This is a genomic window from Streptomyces sp. cg40 (assembly GCF_050320165.1).
GTDB classification, from domain to species: Bacteria; Actinomycetota; Actinomycetes; order Streptomycetales; family Streptomycetaceae; genus Streptomyces; species Streptomyces hokutonensis.
Window position 1 is genome coordinate 8,796,708 of sequence record NZ_CP190128.1, and the last position, 15,241, is coordinate 8,811,948.

Genomic DNA, 15,241 nt, shown 5'->3' on the forward strand with positions numbered 1-15,241 from the left:
GGCCACCCTAACCCGGCCGGGCGCCGTCAAGACAGTGTCAACGTCCTCGCGGGCGGCGCCAGAGACGCGTCAAGACGTCGGCCAGAGGGCCCGCCGGGCGCTTCTCTGGGAGGCGATGAACGACGTACTGCGACGCGGACGGCTGAAGGTCTACCTCGGGGCGGCCCCGGGCGTCGGCAAGACCTACCGCATGCTCGACGAGGCGCGGCGCCGGGCCGCCCGGGGCGCGGATGTGGTGGTCGGCTTCGCCGAGTGCCACGGGCGCCCGCTCACGGAGGCGATGCTCGACGGCCTGGAGACCGTGCCCCGGGCCCAATGCGCCTACCGGGGCGGGTACTTCGAGGAGATGGACCTCGGCGCGGTGCTCGTCCGGCGCCCGGAGGTCGCCGTCGTCGACGAGTTCGCGCACAGCAACGTTCCCGGCGGCGGACGCAACGCCAAGCGCCGGCAGGACATCGACGAACTCCTCGCCGCCGGCATCGACGTCGTCACCGCCGTCAACGTGCAGCATCTCGCCTCCCTCAAGGACGTCGTCGAGAAGATCACCGGGGTCCCGCAGCACGAGACGGTGCCCGACGACGTCGTACGGCGGGCCCAGCAGATCGAGCTGATCGACATGCCGCCGGAGGGACTGCGGCGGCGCATGGCGCACGGCAACATCTACACGCCCGAGAAGATCGACGCGGCCCTCGCCAACTACTTCCGGCCCGGAAACCTCACTGCGCTAAGGCAGTTGGCGCTGCTGTGGGTCGCCGACCGGGTCGACGAGGCGCTGTACACCTACCGCGCCGAGCACGCGATCGGCGGGGTGTGGGAGACGAGGGAGCGGGTCGTCGTCGCCCTCACCGGTGGCCCCGAGGGCGACACACTCATCCGGCGGGCCGCCCGCATCGCCGACCTCCCCCATTCTCGGCTTCGCTCGAACGGGGGGACCCCCATGGCCGGCGGCGATCTGCTCGCCGTGCACGTGGCCCGCAGCGACGGACTCGCCGCCGGGGTGTCCCATGCCTCGCTCGCCCGGCAGCGGCGTCTCGTCGAGGACCTGGGCGGCAGTTACCACTCGGTGGTCGGCGACGGAGTCGCCACCGCCCTGGTCGAGTTCGCCCGCACCGAGAACGCCACCCAACTCGTCCTCGGCACCAGCCGCCGGGGCCGGTTGGAGCGGTTCCTGACCGGACCCGGCACGGGCGAGACGGTCACCGAGCTCTCGGGAGACATCGACGTACATCGCGTCACGCACGAGCGCGCCGGGCGCGGCACCCTGCTGCCCTCCCGCCGCCGCACCCTCTCGACGGCACGGCTGATCGCCGGTCCCGTCGCGGGACTCGTACTGCCGGTGCTGCTCACCTTCTGCCTCGCCCAGGTGCGCGGCACGGTCAACCTCACCAGCGAGGCCCTCCTGTTCCTGCTCGCCGTGGTCGGAGTCGCCTGCATAGGCGGTGTCACCTCGGCGGTGATCGCGTCGGTGACGGCCTCGCTGCTGCTCAACTACTGGTTCATCCCGCCCATCGGCCAGTTCACGCTGGACGACCCCAACGCCCTTTTGGCGCTGGGGGTGTTCACGGTCGTGGCGGCGACCGTGGCCGCCGTGGTCGACCGTTCGCTACGACTGTCCCGGCGCTCGGCGCGTGCCACCGCCGAGGCGGAGACGATGTCCTCCCTCGCGGGCAGCATCGTGCGCGGCGGCCAGACGATCCCGGCCCTGCTGGAACGCACCCGCGAGACCTTCGGCACCGACTCGGCGGAACTCGTCGACGAGCCACCGGACCACGAGATCGGCGGCGGGGTGACCACCGTCCCGGCCGGCCCGGGCGCCTACCTGGTGCTGCGCGGACGCACCCTGTCCTCCTCGGAACGGCGGGTGCTGGCCGCCTTCGCCGCGCATGTCGGCTCCGCCGTCGAACGGGCCCAACTCGCCGAAGCGGCGGCCGAGATAGAGCCGGTGAAGGCCGCCGACCGGTTGCGTACGGCGCTGCTGCGGGCCGTAGGACACGATCTGCGGACGCCGCTCGCGGCGGGCTGGGCGGCCGTCACCTCGTTGCGGGGGCGGGATGTGGAGTTCTCGGCGGAGGACCGGGACGAACTCCTCGCCACCGCCGACGAGTCGATGGGCAAGCTCAGCCGACTGCTGGAAAATCTCCTCGACTTGAGCCGTCTTGAGGCGGGTGTCCTGCCGTTGAACCTGCGGGCCACGAGTCTGGAGGAGGTGCTGCCGATGGCGCTCGCCGACGTGTCCGACGTCGACCTGCGGGACGTGGAGTCGATTCCGCCGGTCCTTGTCGATCCGCCCCTGCTGGAGCGTGTGATCGCCAACCTGGCGGGCAACGCGGCCCGGCACAGCCCGCCCGGGCGCCGGGTGCTGGTCACCGCCAGCGCGCTGGGCGGGCGGGTGGAGCTGCGGGTCGTGGACCGGGGGCCCGGGCTGCCGAGCACCGGGCGCGAGCGGCTGTTTGAGCCGTTCCAGCGGCTCGGTGACACGGACAACACCACTGGGCTCGGACTCGGACTCGCCCTCGCGCGTGGCCTCACCGAGGCGATGCACGGGACGCTCACCCCCGAGGACACTCCGGGCGGCGGACTGACGATGGTCGTGTCTCTGCCGCTGGCCGAGGGGGCGAGCCAGCCGGATCCGGGCCTTGTGGTCACTCCAGACCGGACACCCTGAACACGGTCTCCGCGGTCTCGCGCTCGACGCGCTCCGCGATCCGGCGCAGCGCGGTCGCTCCGCAGGTGAGCGAGCCGGACGCAAGGGATTTGTGCGAGTCCTCGGCCAACCGGTGCCACACATCGGGGTTGTTGACCAGCACGTCGGGATCGATCTCGACCCGGCCGCCGAACTCGTCCCGCAGCAACAGCCGTTGAGAGATCCCGTCCAGGCAGCGCACCGACACCAGCCGGTCCGTGCGGACGCGTCGCTCGCGCAGCAGCCCGCGCGCGGACAGCCAGCCCTCGCCCGCCCGGACCCGGGCCGGATACAGCACCACGAAGAGCAGCAGCGCCACGGCGAACCAGAGCGCGGCACGCCAGAGCGTGAGCCGACCGCCGAAGTGGTCGACGGTCAGGAGGAGTCCGAGGAGCGCGCCCGCGCAGCGGAACGTGCCACGCAGGTCGCGTGTCCATCGTCGGTCCTCCACCGGTGCCATGGGGGTGACGGTAGAGATCCCCGGGGTACGGAACCCGGGCCTTGACGGGACTCTGACGGGCGGCCGGTGGTTCTTGACGCGCCCGCAGCGCCCTCGCGGCGGCCGGCCGCGGTTGCCCTGGTCACACGCTCGTCAAGTTCGTGTCAAAGAACGTGTGTTCGGCGCGAAGAAGCCGCAAGGAGAAGGAGAAACCCGCGCCGACGGGACCGAACCTGGAGCGCACCCGCGCGTCCATACCTCGAAGGAGCCACCAGCATGACCGTTCTCACCGTCCAGCCGGACGAGACGCCCGCCGACGAGGAGCCCCCGGATACCGGCGAGCGCCATCGGCTGACCGCCCTCGCCGGGTTCGCCGCCCTGTCCCTGGACGCGATGGCGTCGGTCGCCTACGGCCCCGAGGCGATCGTCCTCGTGCTGGCCGCCGCCGGCGCGCACGGGCTCGGCTTCACCCTGCCGGTGACGCTCGCCATCGCCGCCCTGCTGGCGGTGCTCGTCGCCTCGTACCGGCAGGTCATCGCGGCCTTCCCGGACGGCGGCGGCTCCTACGCCGTGGCGAGGACGCACCTGGGGGCACGGACGAGCCTGGTGGCCGCGGCCTCGCTGGTGCTGGACTACGTGCTGAACGTGGCTGTGGCGGTGACCGCCGGAGTCGCCGCGCTGACCTCGGCCTTCCCGAGGCTCTACGACGACCGGCTGTGGCTGTGTCTCGCGGTGCTCGTGCTGGTCACGGGGGTGAATCTGCGCGGGATCGTGGAGTCGGCGCGCGCCTTCGTCGTGCCGACCGTCGTCTTCGTCGGGTCCATCTTCGTGCTCATCGCGGTCGGTCTGTTCCGGTCCGCGCCGGTGAGCACCGCGACCGCCGACGGCCATGCCTCCGCGCTCGCGGACAACGCGACGAGCGTCGGCACCCTGCTGTTGCTGAAGGCATTCGCCTCCGGGTGCAGCGCCCTGACCGGTGTCGAAGCGATAGCCAACGCCGTGCCCTCCTTCCGCGCTCCCCGGGTCAAGCGGGCCCAGCGCGCGGAGGTCGCCCTCGGCGCGGTGCTCGGCATGATGCTGATCGGCCTGTCGGTGCTGATCTCCCGCTTCCACCTCCAGCCCGTCCAGGGAGTCACCGTCCTCGCCCAGCTCGCGGACGCCTCCCTCGGCCACAACTGGGCTTTCTACGTCATCCAGTTCGCGACGATGATCCTGCTCGCCCTCTCCGCGAACACGTCGTTCGGCGGGCTGCCCGTGCTGCTGAAGCTGCTGGCCCGGGACAACTACCTCCCGCACGTCTTCGCGTTGAAGGCCGACCGCCAGGTGCACCGGCACGGAGTGCTCGCGCTGGCCGCGGTCTCGGCGGCCCTGCTGGTGTTCTCCGGCGGCGACACCAACACCCTCGTGCCGCTCTTCGCGATCGGTGTCTTCGTCGGCTTCACGGTCGCCCAGGTCGGCATGGTCCGGCACTGGCGCGGCGAACGGGGCGCCGGCTGGCGCGGCAAGGCCCTGCTGAACGGCTTCGGCGCGGTCCTCACCGGGGTGGCCGCGGTCGTCGTCACCGCGAGCAAGTTCGAGGAGGGCGCCTGGCTGATCGTGATCACCCTGCCGCTGCTCGTGCTCGCCTTCGAGACCGTGCACCGCGCCTACGCGCACATCGGCGAACGGCTCGGCCTCGGCCGTATCCCGGACCCGCCGCACCGCGACCGGTCGGTCGTGATCGTGCCGGTCTCCTCTCTCACCCGGCTCACCTCGGAGGCCCTGACAGCCGCCGCCTCCCTCGGCGACGAGGTCCGCGCGGTCACCGTCTGCTACCCCGACCTTGAGGACCGCGCCCACCTCCACGCCCTGGAAGGCGCCTGGGCCGAGTGGAATCCCGGCGTCCCCCTGGTCCGCCTCACCTGCGACCGCCGCACGCTGGGCCGCCCGATCGCCGCGTACGTACGAGACGTCTCGGCGGCGGAACCGGACACCCGCGTCACCGTCCTGATCGCCGAGGTGGAGCCGGTACGGCTGTGGCAGCGGCTGCTCCAGAACCAGCGCGGGGCCGTCGTCGCCCATGCGGTACGACGGGACACGGACGCGGTGATCTGCCGGCTGCGGTTCCGGCTGTTCTGACGCGCGGGGTGGGGTACGGGCGCGCTTGCCTCGCCACCAGGGCGCGGCACTCGCGCCCTGCACCTGCCGCGAGGCGTCGACGTGGAGCGGCGTGTGGGCCGGTGCGGTTGCTTGGAGCGGAGACCCCGCGCCGGAGTTGCCGTAGAACCGCCCGTGGACCAGAGCCGACGCTGCCGTAGAGCCCCCTGGGCCGGTTCCCGCGCTGCCGGAAAGCGCTCGCGACTCGGTACCGGCGTCGCCGGGAACCGTCCGTGAGCCTGTGTCCCGTACCCCCAGGACACCGGTCGCCAGCCGGAGCACGGCGTCGCCGTAAGAGTCCCGTCAAAGGCGTGTGGCCCGCCGTATGGGACCCGTCAACGGTGGCCGAATTCGGTCATGGGCGCGGTTACCTCTAAGCGTCCGTTCCATTCGAACCTCAATCCAGGAGCTCACGATGGCCGATCTGGCCTTCGTCGTCACCACGATCGCGGTCTTCGCGCTGGTGGCCCTCGTCGCCAAGGGGGTGACGAAGCTGTGACCGCCGAGGCTGCATTCATCGGCGGCGTCGGCTTCGTTGTGTCCGCCGCCTTGCTGGGCCGTCTCGTCCCCACCTATGGGCGCCAGGGGGTGTCGCTGTGACCGCCGAGAACATCGTCGGCCTCGTTGTGGCCGTCGCCCTGCTGGGCTATCTCGTCCTCGCCCTGATCTTCCCGGAGAGGTTCTGAGCAACGACATGGGTCCCGTACTCGCGGGCGTGCTTCAGCTGCTCGCCCTCATAGGCGCGCTGGCACTCGCCTACATCCCCCTCGGCAACTACATGGCCCGGGTCTACTCCTCCGACAAGCACTGGCGCGTCGAGAAGTGGATCTACAAGGGCATCGGTGCCGACCCGAACACCGAGATGCGCTGGCCCGCGTATCTGCGCGGAGTGCTCGCCTTCTCGGCCGTCGGAGTCTTCTTCCTCTATCTGCTTCAGCGTCTGCAGGGCGTTCTGCCCGGCTCGCTGGGGTTCTCCTCCGTCAATCCGGCGCAGTCGTTCAACACGGCCGTGTCGTTCGTGACGAACACCAACTGGCAGTCGTACTACGGCGAGCAGACCATGGGCCACGTCGTGCAGACCGCCGGTCTGGCCGTGCAGAACTTCGTCTCCGCGGCCGTCGGCATCGCCGTCGCGGTGGCTCTCGTACGGGGCTTCGCGCGCTCGCGCACCGGTGAACTCGGCAACTTCTGGGCCGACATGGTGCGTGGTGTCATTCGGATCCTGGTGCCCGGCTCGATCATCGCCGCGATCGTCCTCGTCGCCTGCGGGGCTGTCCAGAACTTCTCCGGGATCCATGAAGTCGGGCAGTTCATGGGCGGGCACCAGCAGTGGAACGGCGGTGCGGTCGCCTCGCAGGAGGCCATCAAGGAGTTCGGCACCAACGGCGGCGGTTACTTCAACGCCAACAGTGCCCATCCCTTTGAAAACCCGACACCGTTCACCAACCTCTTCGAGATCTTCCTGCTGCTGGTCATCCCGTTCGCGCTGACCCGCACCTTCGGCGTGATGGTCGGCTCGATCAAGCAGGGCTACGCGATCCTCGCCACCATGGCCACCATCTGGGTCGGCTTCGTCGCCCTGATGATGTGGACCGAGTTCGCCCACCACGGCTCCGCGCTCCAGATCGCCGGCGGTGCGATGGAGGGCAAGGAGCAGCGCTTCGGCGTCGGTGCCTCCTCGATCTTCGCGGTGTCTACGACGCTGACCTCGACGGGCGCGGTGGACTCGTTCCACTCCTCGTTCACCGGGCTCGGCGGCGGAATCACCATGCTGGGCATGCAGTTGGGTGAGATCGCGCCCGGTGGTACGGGCTCCGGCCTCTACGGCATGCTGATCATGGCGGTCATCGCGGTGTTCATCGCGGGGCTGATGGTCGGTCGTACGCCCGAGTACCTGGGCAAGAAGATCGGCACCCGAGAGATGAAGCTCGCGGCCTGCTACATTCTGATCACCCCGGCCCTGGTGCTGATCTTCGCGGCCGCCTCCATGGCGCTGCCGACCCCGCCGCACTCGATGCTGAACTCCGGCGCGCACGGTTTCTCCGAGGTGCTGTACGCCTTCACCTCCGCCGCGAACAACAACGGCTCGGCCTTCGCCGGTCTGAACGCGAACACCGACTGGTACAACACGATGCTCGGGCTCGCGATGCTGCTCGGCCGCTTCCTGCCGATGGTGTTCGTGCTGGCGCTGGCCGGTTCGCTCGCCGAGCAGAAGCCGGTCCCGGTCACCGCGGGCACCCTGCGCACCGAAAAGCCCTTGTTCACCGGCCTGTTGGTGGGCGCGATCCTCATCATCACCGGTCTGACCTACTTCCCGGCGCTGGCGCTGGGACCGCTGGCCGAGGGGCTGGCGTCATGAGCACCCGTATAGAGAAGTCAGAGGACTCGATGTCCACAGCCACCCCGACCAGGGCGCCGCACAGCGATGTGCCGACCGGTCACGCGTCCCCCGAGGGACGTGTCGGCGCGGGTCTGTTCGACCCGAAGCAACTGATCAAGTCCCTGCCCGACGCCTGCCGCAAGCTCGACCCGCGGGTGATGGTCAAGTCGCCCGTGATGTTCGTGGTGTGGATCGGGTCCGTGCTGACCACGGTCTTCTCCTTCAAGGACCCGGGCGACTGGTTCGGCTGGGCGATCAGCGCCTGGCTGTGGCTGACCGTGATCTTCGCCAACCTCGCGGAGGCCGTCGCAGAGGGCCGCGGCAAGGCGCAGGCCGACACCCTGCGCAAGGCCAAGACCGACACCGTGGCCCGGCGGTTGCTCACGGACGGCTCCGAGGAGGAGGTTCCGGGCACCGAGTTGAAGATCGGCGACCTGGTCGTCTGTGAGGCCGGCGACATCATCCCCGGCGACGGTGACGTCGTAGAAGGCGTGGCGAGTGTCGACGAGTCGGCCATCACTGGCGAGTCCGCGCCCGTCATCCGCGAGTCCGGCGGCGACCGCTCGGCCGTCACCGGCGGTACGAAGGTCCTCTCCGACCGCATCGTCATCAAGATCACGACGAAGCCCGGCGAGACTTTCATCGACCGGATGATCGCCCTGGTCGAGGGCGCCGCCCGGCAGAAGACGCCCAACGAGATCGCGCTGAACATCCTGCTGGCCTCGTTGACGATCGTCTTCCTGCTGGCCTGTGCCACGCTGCCGCCGTTCGCGGACTACGCGGGCACCCACCTCACGATGATCGTGCTGGTGGCCCTGCTGGTCTGTCTCATCCCTACGACCATCGGCGCGCTGCTCTCGGCGATCGGTATCGCGGGCATGGACCGGCTCGTGCAGCGCAACGTACTGGCCATGTCCGGCAGGGCAGTCGAGGCCGCAGGAGACGTCTCGACTCTCCTCCTCGACAAGACAGGCACCATCACCCTCGGCAATCGGCAGGCCTCCGAGTTCGTGCCGGTCACCGGAACCACCGCGGCCCAACTCGCCGACGCCGCCCAGCTCTCCTCGCTCGCCGACGAGACGCCCGAGGGCCGTTCCATCGTGGTCCTGGCGAAGGAGAAGTACGACCTGCGCGAGCGGCACCAGGGCGAGTTGGCGCACGCCGAGTGGATCGTCTTCACCGCCCAGACCCGGATGTCCGGTGTGGACGTGGACGGGCGCAAGATCCGCAAGGGCGCGGCGGGTTCGGTTGTTGCCTGGGTCCGGGAGCGGGGCGGCGAGGTGTCCGAGGACGCCAGCGCGCTCACTGACCGGATCTCCGCGGCCGGCGGCACCCCGCTACTGGTCGCGGTCGAAGACGCCGACGGCGCACGGGTGTTGGGCGTCATCCACCTCAAGGACGTCGTCAAGGCGGGCATGCGGGAGCGGTTCGACGAGCTGCGCCGCATGGGCATCAAGACCATCATGATCACGGGCGACAACCCGCTGACCGCCAAGGCCATCGCGGACGAGGCGGGCGTCGACGACTTCCTCGCGGAGGCCACTCCCGAGGACAAGATGGCGCTCATCAAGCGGGAGCAGGCCGGCGGCAAGCTCGTCGCGATGACGGGCGACGGCACGAACGACGCGCCCGCGCTCGCGCAGGCGGACGTCGGCGTGGCGATGAACACGGGCACGTCGGCCGCGAAGGAGGCCGGCAACATGGTCGACCTCGACTCGAACCCGACCAAGCTCATCGAGATCGTCGAGATCGGCAAGCAACTCCTCATCACCCGGGGCGCGTTGACGACGTTCTCGATCGCCAACGACGTCGCGAAGTACTTCGCGATCATCCCGGCGCTGTTCGCGGCGGTCTACCCGGGCCTCGACAAGCTCAACATCATGCACCTGGCCTCGCCCGACTCCGCGATCCTGTCGGCCGTCATCTTCAACGCGCTGGTCATCATCGCGCTGGTCCCGCTCTCCCTGCGGGGGGTGCAGTACCGGCCGGTCAGCGCGGACAAGATGCTCCGCCGCAACCTCGGGATCTACGGCATCGGCGGCCTGATCGCGCCCTTCATCGGCATCAAGATCATCGACCTCCTCATCTCCCTCATCCCCGGAATCGGCTGACCAGTTATGAACAACTCGGTATCCAACACAGCCCGGTTGCTCTGGGCGGCCCTGCGTGCCCTCCTCGTGCTGACCCTGGTGACCGGTGTCATCTACCCACTGGTGGTCACGGGGGTGGCGCAGGCGCTGTTCAACAACAAGGCGAACGGCTCGGAGATCAAGGCGGACGGCAAGGTCGTCGGTTCCTCGCTGATCGGTCAACAGGGCTACAGCCTGGACTACTTCCAGGGGCGTCCGGCCAACGGCCTGGGCACGAACTCGGTCAACACGCAGTACAAGTTGATCCTGTCCGGCGCCACCAACCTCGCGGCCGACAGCAAGGTGCTCGTCAAGCAGGTCGAGGACGCCAAGGCGGCGGTCGTGAAGAACAACTCCACGGCCGACTACAAGGTCAGGCCCTCCCAGGTACCGGCCGACGCCGTCACCTCCTCCGGCTCCGGCCTCGATCCGGACATCTCCCCGGCCTACGCCGAACTCCAGGTCCACCGGGTCGCCGAGCGGAACCACCTCTCCGTCAGCCAGGTGGAGAAGCTGGTCAAGGACCACACCGACGGCCGCACCCTCGGCTTCATCGGCGAGCCCACGGTGAACGTCCTCGAACTCAACATCGCCCTCAAGTCCCTTGTGACGAAGAGCTGATGGCGTTACACGACCGGCAGGGGAGTCGGCGGCCCGGGGGAGATCCCGGCGCCGCCGACTCCCGCCGCCATGCCAGGGACCACACGAAAGGCACACCCCCATGACACGGGTGCTGGTGGTGGAGGACGACCCGCAGCTCGTACGGGCCCTCGTGATCAACATGCAGGCCCGCCAGTACGGCGTGGACGCGGCCCCCGACGGCGCCACCGCGCTGCGACTCGCGGCCATGCGGCAGCCGGACGTCGTGATGCTGGACCTCGGGCTGCCCGACATGGACGGCGTCGACGTCATCAAGGCGCTGCGCGGCTGGACCCGGGTCCCGATCCTGGTGCTGTCGGCGCGGCAGGCCTCGGACGAGAAGGTCGCCGCCCTCGACGCGGGCGCCGACGACTACATCACCAAGCCGTTCAGCATGGACGAACTCCTGGCCCGGCTACGGGCCGCGGTCCGCCGCGTCGAGGACGTGCCGCTCGCCCCGACCACCACCGTGGTCATCACCGACGACTTCACCATCGACCTGCTCGCCAAAAAGGTCACTCGCGCCGGGCACGACGTCCGCCTCACCCCCACCGAGTGGCATCTGCTGGAGATCCTGATCACCAACCCCGGCTGCCTCGTCACGCAGAAGTACCTGCTTCAGGAGGTGTGGGGGGTGTCCCAGAGCAACAAGACCAACTATCTCCGGGTCTACATGGCCCAGTTGAGAAGGAAGTTGGAGGGGGATCCGTCGAGCCCCCGCTATCTGATCACCGAGCCCGGCATGGGCTACCGCTTCGAAGGATGACATGGGACGCGGCAAGCTCCGGATCTACCTCGGTGCGGCACCGGGCGTCGGCAAGACGTACGCGATGCTGTCCGAGGCGCACCGCCGAATCGAGCGGGGCACCGACTGCGTGGTGGCGTTCGTCGAGCACCACAGCCGGCCGCGCACCGAGGTGATGCTGCACGGCCTGGAGGAGATCCCGCGCCGCGAACTCGCCTACCGGGAAACGACGTTCAGCGAGATGGACGTCGACGCGGTCCTCGCCCGTCACCCCGAGGTGGCCCTCGTCGACGAGCTCCCGCACACCAACATCCCCGGCTCCCGCAACACCAAGCGCTGGCAGGACATCGAGGAACTCCTCGCCGCCGGCATCGACGTGATCTCGACCGTCAACATCCAGCACCTGGAATCCCTGGGTGACATCGTCGAGTCCATCACGGGTGTACGGCAGCAGGAGACCGTGCCGGACGAAGTCGTCCGCCGCGCCGACCAGATCGAGCTGGTCGACATGTCACCGCCCGCGCTGCGGCGCCGGATGGCGCACGGCAACATCTACAAACCGGACAAGGTCGACGCGGCTCTGTCGAACTACTTCCGGCCCGGAAACCTCACCGCGCTACGGGAGTTGGCGCTGCTCTGGCTCGCCGACCGGGTCGACGCCTACCTCCAGGAGTACCGCAGCGAGCACCGCGTCTCGGCGATCTGGGGCTCGCGCGAACGGATCGTCGTAGGACTGACCGGAGGCCCGGAGGGACGTACGCTCATCCGCCGCGCCGCCCGCCTGGCCGAAAAGGGCGCGGGCGGTGAGGTGTTGGCGGTCTACATCTCCCGCAGCGACGGCCTCACTTCCGCCTCCCCGAAGGAGCTCGCCCAACAGCGCACCCTCGTCGAGGACTTGGGCGGCACCTTCCACCAAGTCGTGGGCGAGAACATCCCGGTGGCGCTGCTGGACTTCGCGCGCGGGGTCAACGCCACCCAGATCGTCCTCGGCGTCTCCCGCCGCAAGGGCTGGCAGTACGTCTTCGGGCCGGGCGTCGGCTCGACGGTCGCCCGGGACTCCGGCCCCGACCTCGACGTCCACCTGATCACCCACGACGAGGCGGGCAAGGGGCGCGGACTGCCCGTGAACCGGGGTGCGCGGCTCGGGCGGGCCCGGATCGTCGGCGGCTGGCTGGCCGGTATCGGCGGACCGCTGCTGCTGACCTGGCTGTTGAGCAGTGTCGCACCCGAAGTGGGCCTGGCCAACGACATGTTGCTGTTCCTGACCCTGACCGTGGCGGCGGCCCTGCTCGGCGGACTCTTCCCCGCGCTGGCCTCGGCGGCGGTCGGATCGCTGCTGCTGAACTGGTACTTCACCCCGCCCGTGCACACCTTCACCATCGCCGACCCGAAGAACATCGTCGCCATCGCGATCTTCGTGGCCGTCGCGGTGTCCGTCGCGTCCGTGGTCGACCTGGCGGCCCGGCGCACCCACCAGGCGGCCCGGCTGCGCGCCGAGTCGGAGATCCTCTCCTTCCTCGCGGGCAATGTGCTGCGCGGCGAGACCAGCCTGGAGGCGCTCCTGGAACGGGTCCGGGAGACCTTCGGCATGGAGTCGGCCGCCCTGCTGGAGCGCGCCGGCGACGTCGAACCCTGGACCTGCGCGGGCAGCGTGGGCCCGCGCCCCTGCCAGAACCCCGAGGACGCGGACGTCGACGTACCGGTCGGCGACCACATGGCCCTCGCGCTCTCCGGCCGGGTGCTCCCCGCCGAGGACCGTCGCGTCCTCGCCGCCTTCGCGGCACAGGCAGCCGTCGTACTCGACCGCCGCCGCCTGCGCGAAGAGGCCGACCAGGCCCGCGCGTTGGCCGAGGGCAACCGCATCCGCACGGCCCTGCTGGCCGCCGTGAGCCACGACCTGCGGACGCCCCTCGCCGGCATCAAGGCGGCTGTCACCTCGCTCCGTTCCGAGGACGTCGCCTGGTCGGACGAGGACCAGGCCGAGCTGCTGGCCGGCATCGAGGACGGCGCCGACCGCCTCGACAACCTCGTGGGCAACCTCCTCGACATGTCCCGCCTCCAGACCGGCACCGTCACCCCGATGATCCGCGAGGTGGACCTCGACGAGGTCGTCCCGATGGCACTCGGCGGAGTCCCCGAGGACACCGTCGAACTCGACATCCCGGAGACACTGCCCATGGTCGCCGTCGACCCCGGGCTCCTCGAGCGCGCGGTGGCCAACCTGGTCGAGAACGCGGTGAAGTACAGCCCGGAGTCAACTCCCGTACTGGTCAAGGCGAGTGCCATCGCCGACCGCGTCGAGATCCGCGTGGTCGACCGCGGCCCCGGCGTCCCCGACGAGGCGAAGAACCGCATCTTCGAGCCCTTCCAGCGCTACGGCGACGCCCCGCGCGGCGCCGGGGTCGGCCTCGGTCTCGCCGTGGCGCGCGGCTTCACCGAGGCGCTCGGCGGCACACTGAGCGCCGAGGACACCCCCGGCGGTGGCCTCACTATGGTCCTCAGTCTGCAACTCGCCCCTGCGAGCGACCTTGCCCCCGTCGAAGGATCCACCTACAGTCCCGCTCCGTAAGGTTCGTAGAGCGGCCCGAATGTTTCGACGGGCCGGACGGAGGGCGGACACCCATGCGGACGTACGACAACCCGGTCATCGGCGGGTTCCATCCGGACCCCAGTGTGTGCCGGGTCGGCGAGGACTACTACCTCGCGTGCTCCAGCTTCGAGTACTTCCCCGGCGTCCCGCTCTTCCACAGCCGGGACCTGGTGCACTGGCGCCAGATCGGCAACGTCCTTGACCGGCCGGGCCAGTTGGACCTCCCGGACGACACCCCCGCCTCGGCCGGCATCTACGCGCCGACCCTCCGCCACCACGACGGCCGCTTCTACCTGATCACCACCGACGTGCGAGGCAAGGGCAACTTCCTTGTCACCGCCGACCGCCCCGAGGGCCCGTGGTCGGACCCGGTGCTCGTCGACGTGCCGGGCATCGACCCGGACCTGGCCTGGGACGAGGACGGCGCCTGCTGGTGCGCGGTCGCCGGGGTGAAGATCGCCCGCATCGACCCCACGACCGGCAAGGTCCTGGAGGGCCCGTTCCCCGTCTGGTCCGGCAGCGGACTCCAGCATCCGGAGGCCCCGCACCTCTACCGCGTCGGTGACTGGTGGTACCTGATGCTGGCCGAGGGCGGCACCGCACACGGCCACAGTGTCTCGATCGCCCGCGCCCGCTCCCCGCGCGGCCCGTACGAACCGGCCCCCGCGAACCCGATCCTCTCCCATCGCAGCACCGACCTCCCCATCCAGAGCACCGGCCACGCCGACCTGGTCACGGCCCCCGACGGCACCTGGTGGATGGTGCTGCTCGGCACCCGCCCCCGAGGCTGGTTCCCCGGCTTCCACGTGCTGGGCCGCGAGACGTTCCTGACCCCGGTGGAATGGGTGGACGGCTGGCCCCGGGTCGGTCCGGTACGGGAACAGCACCCGGCCCTGGCGGCCTGGCACCCCTTCCAACTCCCGCCGGTGCGCGACGACTTCGACGCCCAGACTCTCGCCTTCTCCTGGATCTCCCCGCGCAACAGGCCCGACGGCAGTTGGTCGTCGACCGAGCGACCGGGGTGGCTGACCCTCGACGCGCAGGCCGGCCCCGTCTTCCTCGGGCGCCGGCAGCAGCACCCCGACTGCCGGGTGGCGCTCCGCATCGACCCCGGCTCCGGGCCGGCCGGACTCTCCGTCCGCATGGACGAGGCCCATCACTACGACATCGAGGTCGCCGGGGGAGCGGTGAGCGTGGTCGGGCGGATCGGCCCGGTACGGCAGCGGGTCGTGGAGCAACCGGTGCCGCCCGGCCCGCTCACCCTCGCCGTCGCCATCAGCACGGCCGACACCAGCATGCGCGGCCCCGACACCCTCACCTTTTCCGTCGAGGGTCCCGAAGGCGCCGTAGAACTGGCCGAGTTGGACGGCCGCTATCTCTCCACCCAGGTCGCCGGGGGCTTCACCGGCCGTGTGATCGGCATGTACGTCACCGAGGGCACGGCGGCCTTCGACTGGTTCGACTACGAACGGCAGTAGCACAACTTTCTGGATGGATTCC

10 protein-coding genes are annotated in these 15,241 nt (G+C 70.0%); 9 read left to right on the forward strand and 1 reads right to left on the reverse strand.

What is annotated here, in order from left to right:
- Positions 1-115: 115 nt before the first annotated feature.
- Positions 116-2,665: an ATP-binding protein gene (locus ACQHII_RS39755; RefSeq protein WP_427923780.1), complete on the forward strand. Its 2,550-nt coding sequence runs from the start codon at positions 116-118 to the stop codon at positions 2,663-2,665.
- Here ACQHII_RS39755 and ACQHII_RS39760 read toward each other — a convergent pair.
- Complete coding sequence (locus ACQHII_RS39760) at positions 2,643-3,143, reverse strand: hypothetical protein (protein WP_427923781.1); 501 nt, start codon at positions 3,141-3,143, stop codon at positions 2,643-2,645. The two genes, ACQHII_RS39755 and ACQHII_RS39760, sit on opposite strands and share 23 nt — an antisense overlap.
- 255 nt (positions 3,144-3,398) lie before the next feature.
- Here ACQHII_RS39760 and ACQHII_RS39765 point away from each other — a divergent pair, with 255 nt between their 5' ends.
- From ACQHII_RS39765 to ACQHII_RS39800, 8 genes are all read left to right on the forward strand, one after another.
- Complete coding sequence (locus ACQHII_RS39765) at positions 3,399-5,240, forward strand: APC family permease (protein WP_427923782.1); 1,842 nt, start codon at positions 3,399-3,401, stop codon at positions 5,238-5,240.
- A gap of 614 nt (positions 5,241-5,854) precedes the next feature.
- Positions 5,855-5,944 carry a K(+)-transporting ATPase subunit F gene (gene kdpF / locus ACQHII_RS39770; protein WP_016434100.1) on the forward strand — a complete coding sequence of 30 codons (90 nt, stop codon included), beginning with the start codon at positions 5,855-5,857 and terminating at the stop codon, positions 5,942-5,944.
- Between the two features lie 8 nt (positions 5,945-5,952).
- Positions 5,953-7,617 (forward strand): potassium-transporting ATPase subunit KdpA, encoded by a 1,665-nt coding sequence (gene kdpA, locus ACQHII_RS39775; protein ID WP_427923783.1) that lies wholly within the window; start codon positions 5,953-5,955, stop codon positions 7,615-7,617.
- A 29-nt stretch (positions 7,618-7,646) separates the two neighbouring features.
- Complete coding sequence (kdpB, locus tag ACQHII_RS39780; RefSeq protein WP_427925511.1) at positions 7,647-9,749, forward strand: potassium-transporting ATPase subunit KdpB; 2,103 nt, start codon at positions 7,647-7,649, stop codon at positions 9,747-9,749.
- Positions 9,750-9,755: 6 nt separating this feature from the next.
- Complete coding sequence (locus ACQHII_RS39785; protein WP_427923784.1) at positions 9,756-10,388, forward strand: potassium-transporting ATPase subunit C; 633 nt, start codon at positions 9,756-9,758, stop codon at positions 10,386-10,388.
- A gap of 100 nt (positions 10,389-10,488) precedes the next feature.
- On the forward strand, positions 10,489-11,172 hold the full coding sequence (locus ACQHII_RS39790; RefSeq protein ID WP_427923785.1) for a response regulator: 684 nt from the start codon (positions 10,489-10,491) through the stop codon (positions 11,170-11,172).
- 1 nt (position 11,173) lies between these two features.
- On the forward strand, positions 11,174-13,720 hold the full coding sequence (locus ACQHII_RS39795; RefSeq protein ID WP_427923786.1) for an ATP-binding protein: 2,547 nt from the start codon (positions 11,174-11,176) through the stop codon (positions 13,718-13,720).
- Positions 13,721-13,773: 53 nt separating this feature from the next.
- Entirely contained in the window at positions 13,774-15,219 is a 1,446-nt protein-coding gene (locus tag ACQHII_RS39800) for a glycoside hydrolase family 43 protein (protein ID WP_427923787.1), read from the forward strand.
- The last annotated feature ends 22 nt before the right edge of the window (positions 15,220-15,241 follow it).

What these genes read in the sequence shown, in the direction of transcription:
- ACQHII_RS39755 (WP_427923780.1), top strand. Translation starts at nt 116, where the DNA reads ATGAACGACGTACTGCGACGCGGACGGCTGAAGGTCTACCTCGGGGCG.
- ACQHII_RS39760 (WP_427923781.1), bottom strand. Translation starts at nt 3,143, where the DNA reads ATGGCACCGGTGGAGGACCGACGATGGACACGCGACCTGCGTGGCACG.
- ACQHII_RS39765 (WP_427923782.1), top strand. Translation starts at nt 3,399, where the DNA reads ATGACCGTTCTCACCGTCCAGCCGGACGAGACGCCCGCCGACGAGGAG.
- kdpA (WP_427923783.1), top strand. Translation starts at nt 5,953, where the DNA reads ATGGGTCCCGTACTCGCGGGCGTGCTTCAGCTGCTCGCCCTCATAGGC.
- kdpB (WP_427925511.1), top strand. Translation starts at nt 7,647, where the DNA reads ATGTCCACAGCCACCCCGACCAGGGCGCCGCACAGCGATGTGCCGACC.
- ACQHII_RS39785 (WP_427923784.1), top strand. Translation starts at nt 9,756, where the DNA reads ATGAACAACTCGGTATCCAACACAGCCCGGTTGCTCTGGGCGGCCCTG.
- ACQHII_RS39790 (WP_427923785.1), top strand. Translation starts at nt 10,489, where the DNA reads ATGACACGGGTGCTGGTGGTGGAGGACGACCCGCAGCTCGTACGGGCC.
- ACQHII_RS39795 (WP_427923786.1), top strand. Translation starts at nt 11,174, where the DNA reads ATGGGACGCGGCAAGCTCCGGATCTACCTCGGTGCGGCACCGGGCGTC.
- ACQHII_RS39800 (WP_427923787.1), top strand. Translation starts at nt 13,774, where the DNA reads ATGCGGACGTACGACAACCCGGTCATCGGCGGGTTCCATCCGGACCCC.